Origin of the sequence: Shinella sp. CPCC 101442 (assembly GCF_024704725.1) — a bacterium.
GTDB lineage: Bacteria > Pseudomonadota > Alphaproteobacteria > Rhizobiales > Rhizobiaceae > Shinella.
The window spans coordinates 681,207-699,086 of record NZ_JALIQS010000004.1; the positions used below are offsets into that span (position 1 = coordinate 681,207).

Annotated in this window: 12 protein-coding genes; 10 read left to right on the forward strand and 2 right to left on the reverse strand. The window is 62.4% G+C overall.

Annotated features, from left to right (window positions below; genetic code table 11):
- Positions 1 to 15: 15 nt before the first annotated feature.
- Complete coding sequence (locus tag MUO32_RS18665) at positions 16 to 2,061, reverse strand: glycosyl transferase (protein WP_257949862.1); 2,046 nt, start codon at positions 2,059 to 2,061, stop codon at positions 16 to 18.
- A gap of 190 nt (positions 2,062 to 2,251) precedes the next feature.
- Positions 2,252 to 5,683 carry an S-layer family protein gene (locus MUO32_RS18670; protein ID WP_257949863.1) on the reverse strand — a complete coding sequence of 1,144 codons (3,432 nt, stop codon included), beginning with the start codon at positions 5,681 to 5,683 and terminating at the stop codon, positions 2,252 to 2,254.
- A 712-nt stretch (positions 5,684 to 6,395) separates the two neighbouring features.
- On the opposite strand from MUO32_RS18670, the gene MUO32_RS18675 reads away from it, so the two are divergent.
- The 10 genes from MUO32_RS18675 to MUO32_RS18720 all read left to right on the forward strand — a co-directional run bounded on the left by MUO32_RS18675 (position 6,396) and on the right by MUO32_RS18720 (position 17,866).
- Positions 6,396 to 7,364, forward strand: coding sequence for a flagellin (locus MUO32_RS18675; RefSeq protein WP_257949864.1), 969 nt, complete (start codon positions 6,396 to 6,398; stop codon positions 7,362 to 7,364).
- A 314-nt stretch (positions 7,365 to 7,678) separates the two neighbouring features.
- Entirely contained in the window at positions 7,679 to 8,335 is a 657-nt protein-coding gene (locus MUO32_RS18680; protein ID WP_257949865.1) for a hypothetical protein, read from the forward strand.
- The gene (locus tag MUO32_RS18685; RefSeq protein ID WP_257949866.1) at positions 8,332 to 9,534 is read left to right on the forward strand and encodes a MotB family protein; all 1,203 of its coding nucleotides are present in this window, start codon (positions 8,332 to 8,334) and stop codon (positions 9,532 to 9,534) included. The genes MUO32_RS18680 and MUO32_RS18685 overlap by 4 nt, the downstream gene beginning before the upstream one ends.
- A gap of 3 nt (positions 9,535 to 9,537) precedes the next feature.
- Positions 9,538 to 10,869: a chemotaxis protein MotC gene (gene motC, locus MUO32_RS18690; RefSeq protein ID WP_257949867.1), complete on the forward strand. Its 1,332-nt coding sequence runs from the start codon at positions 9,538 to 9,540 to the stop codon at positions 10,867 to 10,869.
- The gene (locus tag MUO32_RS18695) at positions 10,866 to 12,548 is read left to right on the forward strand and encodes a flagellar hook-length control protein FliK (protein ID WP_257949868.1); all 1,683 of its coding nucleotides are present in this window, start codon (positions 10,866 to 10,868) and stop codon (positions 12,546 to 12,548) included. Before motC ends, MUO32_RS18695 begins: the two co-directional genes overlap by 4 nt.
- Entirely contained in the window at positions 12,472 to 13,050 is a 579-nt protein-coding gene (locus MUO32_RS18700) for a transglycosylase SLT domain-containing protein (RefSeq protein ID WP_257949869.1), read from the forward strand. The genes MUO32_RS18695 and MUO32_RS18700 overlap by 77 nt, the downstream gene beginning before the upstream one ends.
- Before the next feature lie 280 nt (positions 13,051 to 13,330).
- On the forward strand, positions 13,331 to 14,005 hold the full coding sequence (rem, locus tag MUO32_RS18705; protein ID WP_257949870.1) for a transcriptional activator Rem: 675 nt from the start codon (positions 13,331 to 13,333) through the stop codon (positions 14,003 to 14,005).
- A 111-nt stretch (positions 14,006 to 14,116) separates the two neighbouring features.
- The gene (locus MUO32_RS18710; RefSeq protein ID WP_257949871.1) at positions 14,117 to 15,316 is read left to right on the forward strand and encodes a flagellar hook protein FlgE; all 1,200 of its coding nucleotides are present in this window, start codon (positions 14,117 to 14,119) and stop codon (positions 15,314 to 15,316) included.
- Positions 15,317 to 15,361: 45 nt separating this feature from the next.
- Positions 15,362 to 16,807, forward strand: a complete 1,446-nt coding sequence (flgK, locus tag MUO32_RS18715; protein ID WP_257949872.1) for a flagellar hook-associated protein FlgK — start codon at positions 15,362 to 15,364, stop codon at positions 16,805 to 16,807.
- 3 nt (positions 16,808 to 16,810) lie between these two features.
- Complete coding sequence (locus tag MUO32_RS18720) at positions 16,811 to 17,866, forward strand: flagellar hook-associated family protein (protein WP_257949873.1); 1,056 nt, start codon at positions 16,811 to 16,813, stop codon at positions 17,864 to 17,866.
- The last annotated feature ends 14 nt before the right edge of the window (positions 17,867 to 17,880 follow it).

Below are 17,880 nucleotides of genomic sequence, written 5' to 3' on the forward strand. Positions count from 1 at the left end.
GGGTGCAACCGGAAATCAGCCGGCGGCACCCTTCCAAAGGCGGGCGTCGGGCGTCAGCGGCGCATGTTCGTCCATCAGCTTCAACTGATCGAGGTAACGCTGCCGGTAGGCCTGTTCGCTTTCGAATTCGATGTTGGCGGCGGCAAGCTCGGCGCCGACTTCATAGTAGACGGCGAGATTGCGCAGGTCCGGCACCGGCGTTTCACCGCGCTCGGCCGCACCCTGCATCTGCCAGAACAGCGCTTCGAGCCGGCGGACAAGGCCGTCCATGTCGCGCAGCGCGCAGGTTTCCCGCTGGTCCTGCAAGGACTGGCGGATCGTGGCGAGGCTCGCGGGGTTCTTGGCGAAGGCGATCGCCTTGCTCACATAGTCCTCCGGGCCGTTGCAAATAAGCTCGGGAATGCCCGCGGCCGAGACGATGCTGGCGCAGAAGCGCGAGGCGAAGCTCTTGCCCGGCACGGTCAGCACGGGAAGGCCCTGGGTGATCGCGTCGGCGGCGGTCGAGTGCGCGCCGTAGGGGAAGGTGTCGAGGAAGAGGTCGGCAAGGCCGATGCGGGCCAGGTGATCCGGGTTCTGCACCTTGCCGGCGAAGATCAGCCGATCCGGTGAAACGCCGGCTTGCTGGGCCATCTGCTTGACACGCTCGTTGACGCTGTCGTCACCGACGAGCAGCCAGAGAACGCTGCCTGGCGTGGCGAGCAGGATCGCCATCCAGCGGGAGAAGCACGAGGCCGAGATCTTCTGCATGCCGTTGAAGCTTGCAAAGACGAAGGCATTTTCGGGCAGGCCGACCGAGGCGCGTGTCGGGCGCGCATTGACGGTGCGCTTGCGGTCCACCGGCTGGTTGCAGGGGATGCGCAGGACCTTTTCCGTATAGTACAGCTCGTTTTCCGGCGGCACGATGAAGTCGTCGGCGATCATGTACTGGTGGTACGGGCTCGCCATCGAACCGGGGTAGCCGCAGAAGTTCACGATGACAGGCGCCGGTCGATAGGCGAAAATCTTCGTGCGCGCGTGTTTGGTGTAGCCGTTGACATCAATGAGGATGTCGATTTCGTCGGCGGTGATCTGGCGGGCGGCATCGATGTCGCTGAGCTTGGTGATGTCGCGCCAATGATCGACGGCGTCTTTGATGCGGGCTTGCGTGTGGTCGATCGGGGCCGGTTCGCCACAGTAATAGGCGAAAATCTCGACATTCGACTTGTTGTGCACCTCCAGCACTTCGCTGAGCGCGAAGCCCACGGCGTGCTGGCGCAGGTCCGAGGAGACATAGCCGACGCGCAGGCGTTGGCCGGTTCCGGATTTCTGGCGCACGGGCTTGCGCACGAAACCTCGGGTATCCGGCCGGCCGACGGTGGCGGTGCAGTAGCGATGCGCCTTGGCGAGCTGGAAAAGCGGGTCGTCCGCATAGCAGGCGATCGTCATGGAGGACATGGCGTCCATGAACTGCCGGCTCGTGATGTGGATGTTGGGCGTGATGACCGGCCACTTGACCTGGCGCATGCGCAACGAAATCCAGTGCTGCGCGGCCTCGGTGCGGTGCGGCAGCAGCTCCATGGCCTGCCAGAGCGCGGCTTCCGCCTCCTCGAGCTTGCCCGCCCCTTCAAGCACACGGCCGATATGCTGCAGCACGAGGTGGCGGTGGTTGATCCGGTCGGGCGTCACGTCATTGGTCGTGTCGACATAGCTGCGCCATTGCAGCACGGCCTGGCCGGTCAGTCCGCAGTCTTCAAGCGTGCGGCCGAGATTGACATGGGCCTGGCCGAAATCCGGATTGATCTTGAGCGCCGCGCGGAGCGCATTCAGCGTGCCTGCGATGTCGCCAGCCTTTGACAGCGAAACCCCGTAGTTGAAATAGGCCAGGTGCAGGAGCGGATTGGCATCGTTGAAGGCAATCCACGTCTTGTAGAGCTCGATGGCCTGCGCCGCCTGTCCGGCTGCCGCAAGGCCCTCGGCCATCTGGAAGAGCTCGGCGAGCGAAAGCTGCTGGGTGCGGGCGCGGCCCAGAACGCTGGCAAGCGCTGCGTTCGGATCGGGAACGATGGGGGTGCTGACAGTCATGGCCATCCTGCGGCAAGGCGGCCTTTCGGCCGGGCGGTTGAACGACTCGCAATGAGCTCGTCTGCCTTGCTACCGGAGTTGACTTGCGTCGGGCTGATCGTTTTGCGGGAAAACCGGGTGCTTCGACCCCAAAACGAAAAGGCGGCGCGGTTGGAGCCGCGCCGCCTCGTTTCGGTTTCCGGCGTCCTTATCAGACGTCGTTGTAAGCTGCGATGACCGCTTCGACCTGCGCGCTGTTGAGGGCGGCAATCTGCTGGCTCGTGAAGGCTTGGGCCTGCGTGGAGTCCAGGGCGGCGATGTCGTCCGTGGAGAGACCCGGCAGGGCCTTCACGTTGATCGCTGCGATCTCGTCGGTGGTGAAGGTCGCGATCTCGTCCGAGTCCATCGCATCGAGGGCGGCGGAGGAGAGAGCGGCGATCTGCGTCGAGGTCAGCGCTTCGATCTGGTCGGACGTCAGCGTTGCCACCTGATCGGTGCTGAGGGCAGCGATCTGGGTCGAGGTCAGGGCTGCGATCTGGTCGCTGTCGAAGGATGCGAGTGCATCGGTCGAAAGCGACTTGACCTGGTTGGCCGTCAGGGCGGCGACCTGGCCGCTCGTCAGACCATCGACCTGGGTCGAGGAGAGTACGGCAACCTGCGTCGTCGTCAGCGAGGCGACCTGACCGGTGCTGAGGGCACCGACCTGATCGGTCGAGAGGAAGGACACGATGTCGGTCGACAGGCCGGCCAGAACCTTGGTGCTGATGGCGGCGACTTCATCCGTCGAGAACGTTGCGATCTCGTCGGAAGCCATGGTGTCCAGCGCTGCGGCGCTGAGGGCTGCGATCTGCGTGCTGGTGAGCGCCGCGACCTGATCCGAAGTCAGGGTCTTGACCTGATCGGTGGTGAGCGAAGCGACCTGCTTGGACGTCAGGACCTCGATCTGGGTGCTTTCCAGCGATGCGACCGCATCGGTGGAGAGTGCCGCGACCTGGGTGGCCGTCAGGGCGACAACCTGGTCGGTCGTGAGGCCATCGAGCTGATCGGAGATCAGGCTTGCGACCTGAGTCGTGGTCAGAGCGGCGACCTGAGCCGTGCTGAGGGCAGCGACCTGGTCACTTCCGAAGTTGCCGAGAGCAGCCGTGGAGAGGGCAGCCAGCACCTTGGTGGAGATGGCGGCGATTTCATCCGTGGTGAACTTGGCGATCTCGTCGGACTGCATCACACCCAGCGCTGCTGCACTGAGGGCTGCGATCTGGGCGCTGCCGAGGGCTTCGACCTGATCCGAAGTCAGGATATCGACCTGATCGGTGGTGAGGGCTGCGACCTGCTTGGACGTCAGCGCGGCGATCTGGTCGCTGTCGAGCGATGCGATGGCATCGGTCGTGAGCTTCACGATCTGCGCAGCCGTCAGGGCAACGATGTTGTCGGAGGTCAGGCCATCGACCTGGTCCGAGGTCAGGATGCCGATCTGGGCCGTGGTCAGGGCTGCGACCTGCTTGCTGCTGAGGGCGGCAATCTTGTCGCTGTCGAGGTTGGCGATCGTGTCGGTCGAAAGGGCAGCCAGCACCTTGGTGGAGATGGCGGCAACTTCGTCCGTCGTGAAGGTCGCGATCTCGTCCGACTCCATGGTGTCCATGGCGGCGGCGCTGAGGGCGGCGATCTGGGTGGACGTCAGGGCTGCGACCTGATCCGAGTTCAGGGTCTTGACCTGATCGGTGGTCATGCCGGCGATCTGCTTGGTCGTGAGCGCAGCGACCTGGTCGCTGTCGAACGATACGATGGCATCGGTCGCAATCGCCGCGATCTGCTTGACCGTCAGGGCTGCGACATTGGCCGTCGTCAGGCCGTCGACCTGGTCGGAGGTCAGGACGCCGATCTGGGCCGTGGTCAGGGCTGCGACCTGCTTGCTGCTGAGGGCGGCAATCTTGTCGCTGTCGAGCTTGGCGATCGTGTCGGTCGAAAGGGCAGCCAGGACCTTGGTGGAGATGGCGGCGATTTCATCCGAGGAGAAGGTCGCGATCTCATCCGAGGACATGGTGTCGAGAGCAACGGCGCCGAAGGCGGCGATCTGCGTCGACGTCAGGGCTGCGGCCTGGTCGGAGGTGAGGGCATCGGCCTGATTGGTGGTGAGGGCTGCGATCTGCTTGGCCGACAGGGCTGCGACCTGGTCGGTCGAGAGCGTTGCGACGGCGTCGCTCGAGATCACGGCGACCTGCTTGGCCGTGAGCGCGGTGATGTTGGCGCTGGAAAGACCTGCAAGCTGGTCGGAGGTCAGCTTCGACACCTGATCGGTGGTGAGCGCTGCGAGCTGCTTGGAGTTCAGGGCACCGATCTTGTCGCTGTCGAAGTTGGCGATCGTGTCGGTGGAGAGGCTTGCCAGGACCTTGGTGGAGATGGCGGCGACTTCGTCCGTCGAGAAGGTCGCGATCTCGTCCGATTCCATCAGGTTGAGGGAAGCGGCGCTGAGGGCGGCGATCTGGGTGGACGTCAGGGCAGCGACCTGATCCGAGTTCAGGATTTCGACCTGAGCGGTGGTGAGGGCTGCAACCTGCTTTGCCGAGAGAGCGGCGATCTGATCGCTGTCGAGCGATACGACGGCGTCCGTCGATATGGCGGCGACCTGCTTGGTCGTCAGGGCTGCCACACCCGAAGTCGTCAGGCCGTCGATCTGCGCGGAGGTGAGAACGCCGACCTGGGCGGTGGTGAGCGAAGCGATCTGCTTGGAGGAGAGGGCGCCGATCTGGGCGCTGTCGAAATTGGCGATCGCGTCGGTGGAGAGAGCGGCCAGAACCTTGGTGGTGATGGCGGCGACTTCATCCGTCGTGAAGGTTGCGATTTCGTCGGAAGCCATCGTGCCGAGTGCAGCGGCGCTGAGGGCGGCGATCTGCGTGCTCGAAAGGGCTGCGACCTGGTCGCTGTCCAGGATGGCGACCTGGTCGGTCGAAAGGGCGGCGACCTGCTTGGCCGTGAGGGCCGCGATCTGGTCGCTGTCAAGCGACTTGACGGCATCGGTGGAGAGGGCCGCAACCTGCTTTACGGTGAGGGCCGAAACCTGGCCGCTCGTCAGGCCTGCGACCTGATCGGAGGTCAGGACGGAAACCTGGGCCGAAGTCAGCGAGGCGATCTGCTTGGAGGAGAGAGCGCCAAGCTGGTCGCTGTTGAAGTTGGCGATGGCGTCGGTGGAGATCTGCGCCAGAACCTTGGTGGAGATGGCGGCGACTTCATCCGAGGTGAAGGTCGCGATTTCGTCGGAAGCCATCACGCCCATGGCAGCGGCGCTGAGAGCGGCGATCTGCGTCGACGTCAGCGCATCGACCTGTTCGCTGTTGAGCTGTGCGACCTGCGCCGTGCTGAGCGCGTTCATCTGGGTCGAGTTGAGGCCGACGATGTTGGTCGAGCTCAGCGCGTCCATCTGCGAGAGGGTGAGGCCGGTGATTGCGGCGGCGGTGACGGCGCTGAGCTGCGTCGAAGAGAACGCGGCAACGTCGTCCGTTTCGAAGGCGGCGATCTGCGTCGAGCTCAGCGCCTTGATCTGGGTGCTCGTAAGCGCCGCGATGTCGGTCGTGGTGAGGTTCTGGATCGCAGTCGACGAAAGCGCCTTGATCTGGTTGATCGAGAGAGATGTAACGATTGAAGTCATGAACGCGCCCTTGATGGTTGGCTGTCCACAAACGTCATGTCCCTGCGAGTCGACGTCGCGAAAGGCCCGGCACGGTCCTTCCACGGAAGACTCAGCATGTCCTGCGCTTGCTGCAGCGTTGCACGTCCGTTCGGACCCGTTATTGGCGACGCAATTCGGGTGTCCCGACGGACGATTCAATGTTTACTTGGAACATGACTCGAACGAGCCAGCGCATCGGAAGGGCATCATGCTTCCGGAGCCGTATCTCGGCTCCGATCCCTACGCCAGTGGTTGCAAGCACCCGGAGGGGTATTACTCTTACAACTAATGAAAGTTCTAAGCAGCAAGTTCTAAAAATGCGTTAACGGGATGCAACACATCCTTGCATTTTTTTTCAGCTTTCGACCCGTCTTGATACGCAGGCTTGCCGGTTTGGCACGGCTTTGTGCCACTTCCGGGCATGATCGCATCGAGGGAAAGTCGCCTTATGGTTGAAAACAAGGCTTTGGTGGTGAAAACTGGCCATCGGATGGTAATCCTTTTTTCATGTTCCTTACTGAAGGGTTAACGCCGTTAACCATTTGTTAACCATTCGGCGTTAACTCTTCGTTAAGAACGATGGACTGGCGCCCAGGGCAAACGAGCGGCGCCGGATGCATGAAGCGCTCTCTTCGTTACCGGTCCCCCGCTTACTCCGGCATGTCCCCGACACATTTCCAGGGTAAGTAAAATGACCAGCATTCTGACCAACTCCGCCGCCATGGCGGCGCTGCAGACCCTCCGTTCCATCGACAACAGTCTCGAAACGACGCAGGCACGCGTTTCCTCCGGCCTCCGGGTCGAAACCGCCGCCGATAACGCCGCCTATTGGTCGATCGCCACGACGATGCGTTCGGACAACCGCGCGATCTCGACCGTCGCCGACGCACTCGGCCTCGGTGCCGCGAAGGTCGATACGGCCTATACGTCGCTGGAAAACGTCATCGACGTGATGAGCGAGATCAAGGCCAAACTGGTCGCCGCGCGCGAGCCGGGCGTCGACAAGACCAAGATCAACGATGAAATTTCCGAACTGAAGAACCAGCTTATCTCGGCCGCCCAGTCGGCGTCCTTCTCCGGCGAGAACTGGCTCTACAATACAAATACTGAAGAGCTTGGCATCAAATCCGTGGTCGCGTCCTTCGTGCGCAGCGCCGACGGCAACGTCAAGGTCACCACGCTCGACTTCGATACAGCAAATTCGGTGCTGATCGACATCGAGGACCCGACCCGCGGCTATCTCACTAATCCCATCGATCTTGCCGACGTCATGACGGATCCGCCGGCCTTTGGTCCATACTCCATCATCAATATGGACGACCTTGGCAATCCCCTTGACGATACCGTGGTCGGTCTCAGGGCCGATACGACCTATGAGGAAATCGACGGTATGATCAGCGTCACGGATTTCGTCCTCAAGGGCCTGACAAACGCTGCCTCCACGCTTGGCGCCATTACGCGTCGCATCGAGATGCAGGAAAGCTTCGTCGCGACCCTCGGCGACGTGATCGACAAGGGCATCGGCCGTCTCGTCGATGCCGATATGAACGAGGAATCGACCCGCCTGAAGGCGCTGCAGACCCAGCAGCAGCTCGGCATCCAGTCGCTCTCGATCGCCAATTCGAGCGCCGAGAACATCCTCCAGCTCTTCCGCCAGTAACGGCGGGACAGCTTCGAAATCCACCCGGCCGCTGGTCATCGGCCGGGGCGGGCGGTTGGGCCGCGCGATTTGCCCTGGCGCGGCCCAACACCCTTCATCTTCATCCTCGCACAAGTTTGAACGCCTAGGTTCGGTGCCACGATCAGGAAGATTGTGCGCCTTTCGCCTCCCGGAAGGCGCTGTGTCCGTGGAGATAGGTCAGCGGTGTTGTCAGGTTCCAGTGTTTTCGAGAGCAAGCGTCAAAGCGGCCTGCGGCCCGTCCGCCGGGCTTCGTTTGCGTTTGTCGGGCACGCGGCAAAATCGGGAGAGGGCGCATGAGTGCGCAGCTCGCCCGCTACCTGAAGGATTTCGGCGCGCCGCCGCGGGCGAAGGCGCAAATCTTCCAGCCGCCGAGCTTCGGTTCCGAAGACGACGCAGCGGCTGCCGGCGAGGCTTTCGCCATGCCGCTCGCCTTGCCGCCGATCGATATCGAAGCCGAACGGGCCACCGCTTTTGCGGAAGGCCGGTCGGAGGCGGAATTCGAGCTTCAGGCCAGGCACGATGCTGACATGGCCGCGCTGAAGGAGGCCCACAAGGCCGAACTCGAAACACTGCGCCTGCGCTACGAGCAGGATTATGCCATGGCCCTCGGAGAGCGCTTCTCGATGCTGACGGGCGACGTGGCCGATGTCGTTGCGGCCCAGGCCGCCCAGGTGCTTGCCCCCGTTATGAACGAGGTCCTGACAAAGGGAGCCGTCGCGGATCTCGCGCGCATGATCGCCGAGGGACTGCAGGACGGTGAAGGCGTAACGATCACGGTGAAGGGGCCGGCAAACCTCTTCGAGCAGTTGAAATCGCGTTTTGACGAGCCCGCGCCGGTCTTCCGGCATGTCGAAGCGCAGGATGTCGATCTGACGGTGGAGTTCGGCGAAACCGTTCTGGTAACACGGATGGCAGCCTGGGCTGACACCGTACGCAAGGTGCTTGCATGAGCGAAGGCGAAAATCACCACCACGGCAAGAACGAGATCATCATCGTCAAGCGCCATGGCGACCATGACGGCGACCACCATTCGGCCGCCTGGAAAATCGCCTATGCCGACTTCATGACGGCCATGATGGCGTTCTTCCTCGTGATGTGGCTCGTCAATGCGGCGAACGAGGAGACGAAGGCCTCGGTCGCCTCCTATTTCAACCCGATCAAGCTGACCGACGACAAGCCGGCCGACAAATCGGTGAAGAAGCCCGCCAACAGTGCGGAAGGCGAGGCGACACAAGACAAATCGAAGGAAGCGGGCCAGAAGCAGGCCGCCGGCAACGGCGCCGAAAACGGCAAGGACGAAAGCACCTCGGCGGGCGAGGAGACGCAATATTCCGAGGCGAATTTCTTCGAGAATCCCTATTCGGTTCTCTCCGAGATCGCGCAGGAAGTCGGCCAGCAGGCGAATGTGAGCGCCAAGGGCGACGGCGGCGCGGCCAACTCCGGTCCGGCGACCGGCGCCGATGGCGGCGAAGCCTATCGCGACCCGTTCGATCCGGATTTCTGGACGCAGCAGGTGAATGTATCGCAGGCGACCAGCGCCGGCAGTGAGGGCAAGACCAGCCAGCAAGTCGCCGTCGCAAGCGACGACACCGTGCAGGAGGCGCTGGCCAAGGAAGACGCCGAGAAGGCGCAGGCCGCCAAGGCCGACACTGAAAAGGCGAATGCCGAGGCAAAAGAGACCAGGGAAGCCGACGACGCCAACAAGCTGAAGGCCGAGATCACCAAGGAGATCGGCACGCTGGGCAAGCTGGCGGAAGGCCTGACCGTGACACCCGCCGAGGGCGGCCTGCTCGTCAGCCTCACCGATCAGATGAACACGCCCATGTTCAACGTCGGCTCCGCGCTGCCCAAGCGCGAGATGGTGCTGGCCATGGAGAAGATCGGCAAGATCCTCGAAAGCCGTCCCGGCGCCATCGCCATCCGCGGCCATACCGATGCCCGTCCCTTTGCCGGCGGCAAGAACGATAACTGGCGGCTTTCCATGGATCGCGCACAGAGCGCCTACTACATGCTGGTGCGCGGCGGGCTAGAGGAAAAGCGCGTAAGCCAGGTCACGGGCTTTGCCGACCGGCGCCTGAAGATCCCGGCCGATCCGATGGCCGATGCGAACCGCCGTATCGAAATCCTCATCCAGGCCGAGGGCGGCTGATCGATGGGGCTTCTTCGGCGTCTTCTCCTGACGGGTACGGTTTTCTGCGTGGCGCTCGGCGGCGGTGCACCTGCGCGCGCCGAAGGCCTTGACGATCTCGAGCCATACAAGATGATCCGGTCGCTGCAATATGTGCAGGACACGGTGGCGCTCGGCGATCACTCGGCCATGGAGATGCAGCGCTTCCTGCTGACCACCATCGACGACCGGCTGCGCACGGCTCAATCCTCCGTTTTCGACGATCCGCGCAACGTGGATGCGGCCCTCGTCTATGCCATGAGCGGCGGCAATCCCGAGACGCTGGAACTGCTGATCAAGAACGACGTCGCCGGCCATTTCGATTCCCGTCTGACGGACGCACTGCGCGCCTATCTCTCCGGCCGCGGCACCCAGAGCGTGAAGTCGCTCGCGGAAATCTTCCCGGAATACAAGCGCTCGCGCGTCGGCCCCTACCTCGCGCTCGTGTCGGCCAATTCGGTCATCCGCAAGGATCCGGCGCTGGCGCTCACCTATTTCGACTGGGCCCGGCTCGTGGCGCCCGGCACGATCGTCGAGGAGGCGGCGCTGCGCCGCTCCATTTTCATTACCAGCGAGTCCGGCTGGATCGACAAGAGCATGGTCTACGCGAACCGCTACGCGCGCCGCTACCTGCGTTCGCCCTATGCCAGCCAGTTTGCCGATCTCTTCGTAAAACTCGCCGTCGATCATTTCGATGTGCTGAAGGAAGAGGATATTCTGGAGGTTCTTTCCTTCATGGATGTGCCGCGCCAGCGGGAGGTCTACCTGCGCATGGCGCGCCTTGCGGCGATTACCGGCAAGAACAAGCTGGCCACGCTTGCCGCCACGCGCGCGCAGATGCTGTCCGATGACGGCGAAAGCGTTCCGAAGGTTCTGGCGGATCTCTATTCTGGCCTCGCCTCGGTGCCATCGGGCGATGTCGCCACGGCCATGGAAGCGATAGCGGCCATTCCCGACGACAAGCTTTCGATGAAGGACCAGGCGCTGAAGGCAGCGGCAAAGGCCGTGGCCGAGGAAGTGCTGCGGGCGCCGCAAAGCGCCGCGACGGAAGAAACCCTGCCGGAAGCGCCAGTGGCGCTTCCGGCGGAGGGAGACGATCCTTCCTATGAAGGACTGAGTGAGGCCGAAACGGCCGACCGGGCGATGGACCCGCGCGCAGGCGCGCAGGAAACCCCAATCGCAGCGGTCGAACCCGAGACGGAGAAGAAAGAGCAGCAAGAGAAGGCGGGCGTCGATCCGGCTTTCGACACATTCGTGTCGAGCGGCCGATCCAAGCTCGACGCAATCGATGCGCTCTTGAAAGGAGAAGGCAGTTGAGCACGATCGGCAACGGTATTAACGGGGTCCTGCAGGCGTCCTCCAAGGGCAAGGCCGCCCAGGGAAAGACGGCGGACAGCTCGCACAAGGGTGACTTCGCCCGCACGGTCGCGAACCTGCACGGCAAGAGCGGTGACGGTGACGGCGGCCGCAAGGGCGGGCGTATCTCGATCTCTGAAACGGGCCACACTCGGGTTAAAACCGAGCAGGTCACCGATACGACGCGCAAGGCTGGCCCGGAGGATCTGGCAGCGCTGGCAGATGCGCTGCAAGGCGCGAGTGTTGCTTCCGACGCCAAGCAGGAAAAGACGGGCTTTGAAGAAAAGGCTGTCCCCCAGGCCGACGACAACCGCCAGCCGGTTCTGCTAAAGCAGGTCGATGACAAGCACCAGCCGGTTTTGCAGAAACATGCCGACGGTCAGGGCGCGAACAAGGAAACGGTGCAAGAAGGCCAGCCGGGCGAGACAAGGCGGGACGCCAAGCCGGGTGATGATGTCCGGACCGCCAGCAAATTCAAGGCTACCGACGAACCGCGCACCGTAGAAGACCACGGCAAGGCCGTCGACCCCTCCATCGTGCTGGAAAATGTCAAAGGCGCTAAAAATCTTGATCTGCCCAAAGACATCAAAAGCCTAGAGAATGCCGATGGTGCCAAAGATATCGGGCAAGACGGCAGCTCCTCGACCACGACCGACGTCGGTAATCTTCTCGAAATGCTGGCCGCTCCCGCTCCCGTTTTGCAGGCTGCCGCCAACGGCGCCGTGACTCAGGCCACCGCGGCTCAAGTCGCCGCGTCGGGTGTCATGCAGGATGTGAAGGTTCAGCTCGGCGAAACGGCGTTGCCGAAGGCAGAGATGCAAGATGGCGTAAAGGCTGATGGTCAGGCGAGCAGCAAGACGGATGCTGCGCTGCTGGTTGATCCCGTGGATGGGGGTGATATGCCCGAGTCGAGCACGGACCAGCTCTTCCGGCTGATCCGAGCCGACGGCAAGGGTCGAGACCTCGACATGAGCATTTCGGGCACCGGCGAGCGCACCAGCGTGCGTGACGCCAGCCAGACGACGGCTGCGAAGGTCGAAACCGTGACCGTCCTCGATTCCCGCCGCTATATCGGCCTTGCGCAGACAGGCAATGCCGGTGCTGTAACGACAGCTATCGCGCAGGACCCGAACTGGGCGGCTTCCCTCAGCGCTACCAGCGGCCTCAGCCATTCGGAGGCGGCGGGGACCGGCAAGGTCGTCAATACGCTGAAGATCCAGATGAAACCGATCGATCTCGGCATGGTGACCGCCACGCTGCGGCTGCATGGCGACGCGCTGGTCGTCTCGCTGCAGGTGGAGACGGCCGAAGCCTATCGCCAGCTGAGCGACGACCAGGACGCAATCGTCAAGGCGCTGCGCGGACATGGCTTCGCTGTCGATCAGGTTAGCGTCCAGCTCTCGCCGATCGATCGCAGCACTGGTACGCAACAGCAGCAGGGTGACGGGCAGACCCCGCAGCAACAGCAGTTCTCCAGTCAGCCGCAGGCCCGTGAAGGCGGTAATGGCCGCCAGGGCGGCAATGGAGACGACACGCGCACTTTCGCAGGCGAAGGAACCTCCCATGACGGCAACACGTCGGAAAACGCTTCTGGTCTCGCTGGCGGCCAGCCTGTGCGCTCTGGCGGCGTCTACCTCTGACGCGGCGGCCTCGACCGGCAGCTGCGAACGCGAGATCCTCGCGGCGGCGGCAAAATACGACGTCCCCGCCGGCATTCTCTATTCCGTCGGTCTCACCGAAACCGGCCGGAAGGGATCGCTGCAGCCCTATGCCATGAACATCGAGGGCAAGGCCTATTTCGGCCGGAGCCGCGAGGAGGCCTTGCAGGCCTTCCAGGCGGCGCGGGCACGCGGCGTCAAGCTGATCGACCTCGGCTGCATGCAGATCAACCACCATTTCCACGGCGACCAGTTCGCGTCGCCAGCGGAAATGTTCGACCCGCGCAAGAACGTCGAATATGCGGCGGCATTTCTTGCGCGTCTCCACGCCAGGCATGAGACCTGGACCATGGCCGTCGCCCGCTACCATGCGGGCCCGAACAACGACCCCGCGCAGAAGCGTTATGTCTGCCGGGTGATCGCCAATCTGGTTGCGACGGGCTATGGAAGCTGGACGACGAACGCGAAAACGTTCTGCCAGTAATTCTATTAAAAGTTGATATTTTGAGCCTCTATGGCCTGTGCCGTAATGTGGCAGGAATGCGCCCTGTTTTGGCATGGCAAGGCGCAGCGTTAACCTTTGTTAACTTTTCCACTGCAAAATTGTGGCATAAATTGTCGATAGCCACTATATGTAGACCAAATCGGCACGCAATTCTTAATCAACTGTTAATTCCACCCAGTCACTTTCTCTAGTTGCCGCTGATTCGCCCGATTCGTACCACTGCCTGAACGAGGCACCACACTGATTCGGAGGCGGACGAATGATCGTAGTGGTTGATGAGCGCGAGCTCGTGAAAGACGGCTATACTTCTCTTTTTGGTCGCGAGGGCGTGCCCTCGACGGGGTTCGATCCCCGCGAATTCGGCGAGTGGGTCAATACCGCCGCCGATTCGGACATCGATGCGGTGGAGGCTTTCCTGATCGGTCAGGGCCAGCACGGCATGGAACTCCCGCGGGCGATCCGTGATCGTTCGCAGGCCCCGGTAATCGCGGTCAGCGATACGCCGTCCCTTGAAAACACCCTTGCGCTGTTCGACAGCGGCGTCGACGACGTCGTGCGCAAGCCGGTTCATCCCCGTGAGATCCTGGCCCGTGCGGCGGCCATCCGGCGGCGCCTGAAGGCGCTCACCAATTTCACCGAAATCGGCCCGATCCGTGTGTTTTCCGACGGTCGTGACCCCGAGATCAACGACGAGGTCTTCCCGTTGCCGCGCCGTGAGCGCCGCATCCTGGAGTATTTGGTCGCCAACCGCGGCCGCCGGCTTTCCAAGACCCAGATCTTCAACGCGATCTACGGCATCTTCGACGAGGACGTCGAAGAGAACGTGGTCGAAAGCCACATCAGCAAACTGCGCAAGAAGCTGCGCAAGAAGCTCGGTTTCGATCCGATCGATTCCAAGCGCTTCCTTGGCTACTGCATCGATTGGCAGGGCTGAAAAAGTTTGTGATCTGGCGGGACGGCGGACCCCGGCAGATCACCTTGGCAGCCAGCTTCACGCAAGGCCCGTCCCATAGGGTCGTAGTGACGAGACGAACGGGGAAATGACATGAGCCTTTACGGTACGATGAGAACGGGTGTTTCCGGCATGAACGCCCAGGCCAACCGCCTGAGCACGGTTGCTGACAACATCGCGAATGCCAACACGACGGGCTACAAGAAAGCCTCGACCCAGTTCTCCTCGCTGATTCTGCCCTCCACGGGCGGCGCGTACAATTCGGGCGGCGTGACCACCGACGTGCGCTACTCCATCTCCGCGCAGGGCACCTTCACCTACACGACGTCGTCGACGGATCTTGCCATCAACGGCAAGGGCTTCTTCATCGTCAAGGGCAGCGACGGCCAGGAATACATGACCCGCGCCGGCGCCTTCACCCCGATGGACGATGGCTCGCTGCAGAATTCCGCCGGCTTCACGCTGATGGGTTACGAATATTCGTCGACCGAAGACCCGACGATCGTCGTCAACGGTTTCGACGGCCTGGAGGAAATCAACCTGTCCTCCGGCGAACTCAACGCCAAGGGTTCGGCCGAAGGTGCGCTCGACGTCAACCTGCCGTCGAATGCCGTCGATGGCTATGAGAAGAAGACCTCGCTCAAGGCCTATGACAGCCAGGGCAATTCGCGCCTGATCGAATTCAACTACACCAAGGTGTCGGACAACAACTGGACGGTCGAGGCGACCTACGACGGCACGTCGATCGCCGGCCCGATCGCCATGGTCTTCGATGCGGCCGGCAAGCTGACCAGCCCGTCGCCGGCGACGATCACGACCACTTCGCTGGCCACCGGTGGCGCGGACCTCGCAGCGCTGGAGATCAGCATCGGTGGCTCCACGCAGCTCGCCTCCGACTTCGACGTCTCGAACGGCAAGATCGACGGCAACGCGGCCAGCAAGGTCACCGGCTACGAGATCAGCGACGACGGCGTCCTCTCGCTGAAATACTCGAACGGCGAACTGACCCCGAAGTATCGCATCGCGATGGCCTCGGTGCAGAGCCCCGACAATCTGAAGCCGCTGCCGGGCAACGTCTATTCGCAGAGCAACGAATCGGGCGTCGTCGTCATGGGCTATGCCGGCACCAACGGCTACGGCAGCATCATTTCCGGCGCGCTGGAAGATTCCAACGTCGATATCGCCGAAGAACTGACGAGCATGATCGAATCGCAGCGTAACTACACGGCGAATTCGAAGGTCTTCCAGACCGGTTCGGAACTCATGGAAACCCTCGTCAACCTGAAGAGATAAGGCGGTCTGAAAAATCCGCACGCAGTCGAGAGTTAGGTAAATCCGATGTCGCTTTCCACAGCAATGAAGACCGCTCAGTCGAGCTTCTCCAACGTAGGCCTGCAATCGGCCGTCGCGTCGAAGAACATTGCCAACGCAAGCAACACCGCCTATGCGCGCCGGTCGGCGGTTCTCGCCACGGCCGCAACGGGTGCCTCCGTCGTCGAGACGCAGCGTGCGCAGAACGAGGCGCTGCTGAAGCAGAACCTCATCAGCATGTCCAAGTCTTCGGCGCAGGATACGCTCCTGACGGGGCTGACCAGCATGAAGATGATGCTCGGCGGCGAGGACTACGAACTCGCCCCGTCCACCTATCTCTCCAAGCTGCGCAACAATCTTCAGGCCTTTGCCGACAAGCCGAATGAAGTTTCGCTCGCCGAAACCGTCATCGCCGACGCGACGGATGTCGTCAACTCGTTGAACGGCACCTCGCTTGCGGTCCAGAAGATGCGCGCCGAGGCGGATGCCGATATCGGCACGGCGGTAACGGAACTCAACCGGCTGCTTGCCGAATTCAAGACCTATAACGACCAGGTCAAGCAGGGCACGGCCGCCGGCACCGACGTCAACGATGCGCTCGACCAGCGCGACAAGCTTCTGACGCAGATTTCGCAGATCGTCGGCGTCAGCACGCTCAAGCGCACGAACAACGACCTTGCGCTCTATACGAGCGACGGCACCGTGCTCTTCGAAACCGAGCCGCGCACGGTCACCTTCACGGCGACCCCCACTTACACCGCTGCCGTCACCGGCAACCAGGTCTATATCGATGGCGTCGCCGTCCAGGCGGGCGCGGGCGGCAACACCAGTGCCCAGGGCTCCATCGCAGCCCTTCTGCAGCTGCGCGACGAAGCAGCCCCTGTTTTCCAGAACCAGCTCGATGAAATCTCGCGCGGCCTGATCTCGATGTTCTCCGAGAGCATCGAGACCCCGGCCGGCTCGGGCACTTTCGTCGACACGGATGGCCTCTTCACCTGGAGCGGCATTCCGACGGTCGATTCGCCCGGTCTGGGTGCGGTTATCAAGGTCAATCCGGCCGTCATCACCAGTCAGGGCGGCAACGCCATGTTGCTGCGCGACGGTATCAACGACACGTTCAACATCGGCAGCAATGCCAGCTTCTCGGAGCTTTTGAAGAGCTATACGGCGGCTTTCGAAGTGCCGATGACCTTCGATGCCGACGCGGCGATCGATACGACGGCGACGATCCTTGCCTTCTCGACCGGCTCGGTCGGCTGGTTGGAGCAGTTGCGCAGTGCGGCAACCACGGCAGGCGACGACAAGACGGCGCTGCTCGGCCGCACGCAGGAGGCGCTCCAGAACGTGACGTCCGTGAGCCTCGACGAGGAGCTGGCACTGCTTCTCGATCTCGAGCAGTCCTACAAGGCGTCGGCAAAACTCGTGGCGGCGGTCGATGAGATGATCACCGCGCTTCTCCAGGCGGCAGGTTAAGCTATGAAGGCTTCTTTCGTTTCGAACATGTCCCTCCAGAACGCGATGCGCATCACGGTCGCAAGCGCGCAGAAGGAGATGCTGAAGGTCCAGGAAGAGTCCGTAACGGGCCGTCACGCGGATGTCGGCGCGGAGCTGGGCGCCAAGACCGCCCGCACGCTGAATCTGCACCGCGACCTGCAGCGCATGGAATCGCTGAAGAGCACCAATGCCCTGACGACGCAGCGCCTTGCCGCCTCCCAGGAGGCTCTTGGCCAGATGTCGACGGCGGCGAACGATGCGATGGGCGTGCTTATCGCGCTGTCGGGCATCACCTCGGCCGACCAGCTCCAGCTTGCCCAGAAGAATATCGGCGATGCGCTGTCGACCTTCACGGCCGCCGCCAACACGTCCTTCAGCGGCGAATACCTGTTTGCCGGCATCAATTCCGATGTGATGCCGTTCAACGACTATTCCCAGACATCGCCCGTATCGGACGCCAAGGCCGCCTTCGACGCCGCGTTCCTGGCGCATTTCGGCTTCGACCAGACGGATCTTGCCGTTTCGACGATCGACCCCGCCGACATGCAGTCCTTCATCGGCTCGCTCGAAACGAGCTTCATGGGCGTGGACTGGGAAAACAACTGGTCGAATGCGTCGAACGAGAACATGGAAAGCCGCATCAGCGCCTCCGAAACGGTGCAGAGCTCGACCAACACCAATGTGGACGGCATGCGCCACATGGCGCTTGGCCTTGTGATCGGCAAGGAGCTGCTGGCACTCAATATTTCCGAAGCGTCCCGCAAGACCGTCAGCGATGCGGCGATCGACTATATGGGCCGCGCGGTCTCCGGCATCGACGGCGAGCGCTCGAAGCTCGGCATCTCCGAATCCCGCGTGACCCAGGCCAACACCTCGCTCGACGCGCAGATCACCATCCTGAGCACCAGCATCAAGGATATGGAAGGCATCGATACCTACGAGGCGGCGACACGTGTGACCACGCTCGAATCGCAGCTTTCGCTCGCCTACACGCTCACGTCGCGAATCCAGAATCTGAGCCTGCTGAACTACCTCTGATGAAGCAGAGGATA

Coding starts and splice junctions, on each gene's coding strand:
- motC (WP_257949867.1), top strand. CDS start 9,538: ATGGGGCTTCTTCGGCGTCTTCTCCTGACGGGTACGGTTTTCTGCGTG.
- MUO32_RS18700 (WP_257949869.1), top strand. CDS start 12,472: ATGACGGCAACACGTCGGAAAACGCTTCTGGTCTCGCTGGCGGCCAGC.
- MUO32_RS18680 (WP_257949865.1), top strand. CDS start 7,679: ATGAGTGCGCAGCTCGCCCGCTACCTGAAGGATTTCGGCGCGCCGCCG.
- MUO32_RS18685 (WP_257949866.1), top strand. CDS start 8,332: ATGAGCGAAGGCGAAAATCACCACCACGGCAAGAACGAGATCATCATC.
- flgK (WP_257949872.1), top strand. CDS start 15,362: ATGTCGCTTTCCACAGCAATGAAGACCGCTCAGTCGAGCTTCTCCAAC.
- MUO32_RS18670 (WP_257949863.1), bottom strand. CDS start 5,683: ATGACTTCAATCGTTACATCTCTCTCGATCAACCAGATCAAGGCGCTT.
- MUO32_RS18720 (WP_257949873.1), top strand. CDS start 16,811: ATGAAGGCTTCTTTCGTTTCGAACATGTCCCTCCAGAACGCGATGCGC.
- rem (WP_257949870.1), top strand. CDS start 13,331: ATGATCGTAGTGGTTGATGAGCGCGAGCTCGTGAAAGACGGCTATACT.
- MUO32_RS18675 (WP_257949864.1), top strand. CDS start 6,396: ATGACCAGCATTCTGACCAACTCCGCCGCCATGGCGGCGCTGCAGACC.
- MUO32_RS18665 (WP_257949862.1), bottom strand. CDS start 2,061: ATGACTGTCAGCACCCCCATCGTTCCCGATCCGAACGCAGCGCTTGCC.
- MUO32_RS18710 (WP_257949871.1), top strand. CDS start 14,117: ATGAGCCTTTACGGTACGATGAGAACGGGTGTTTCCGGCATGAACGCC.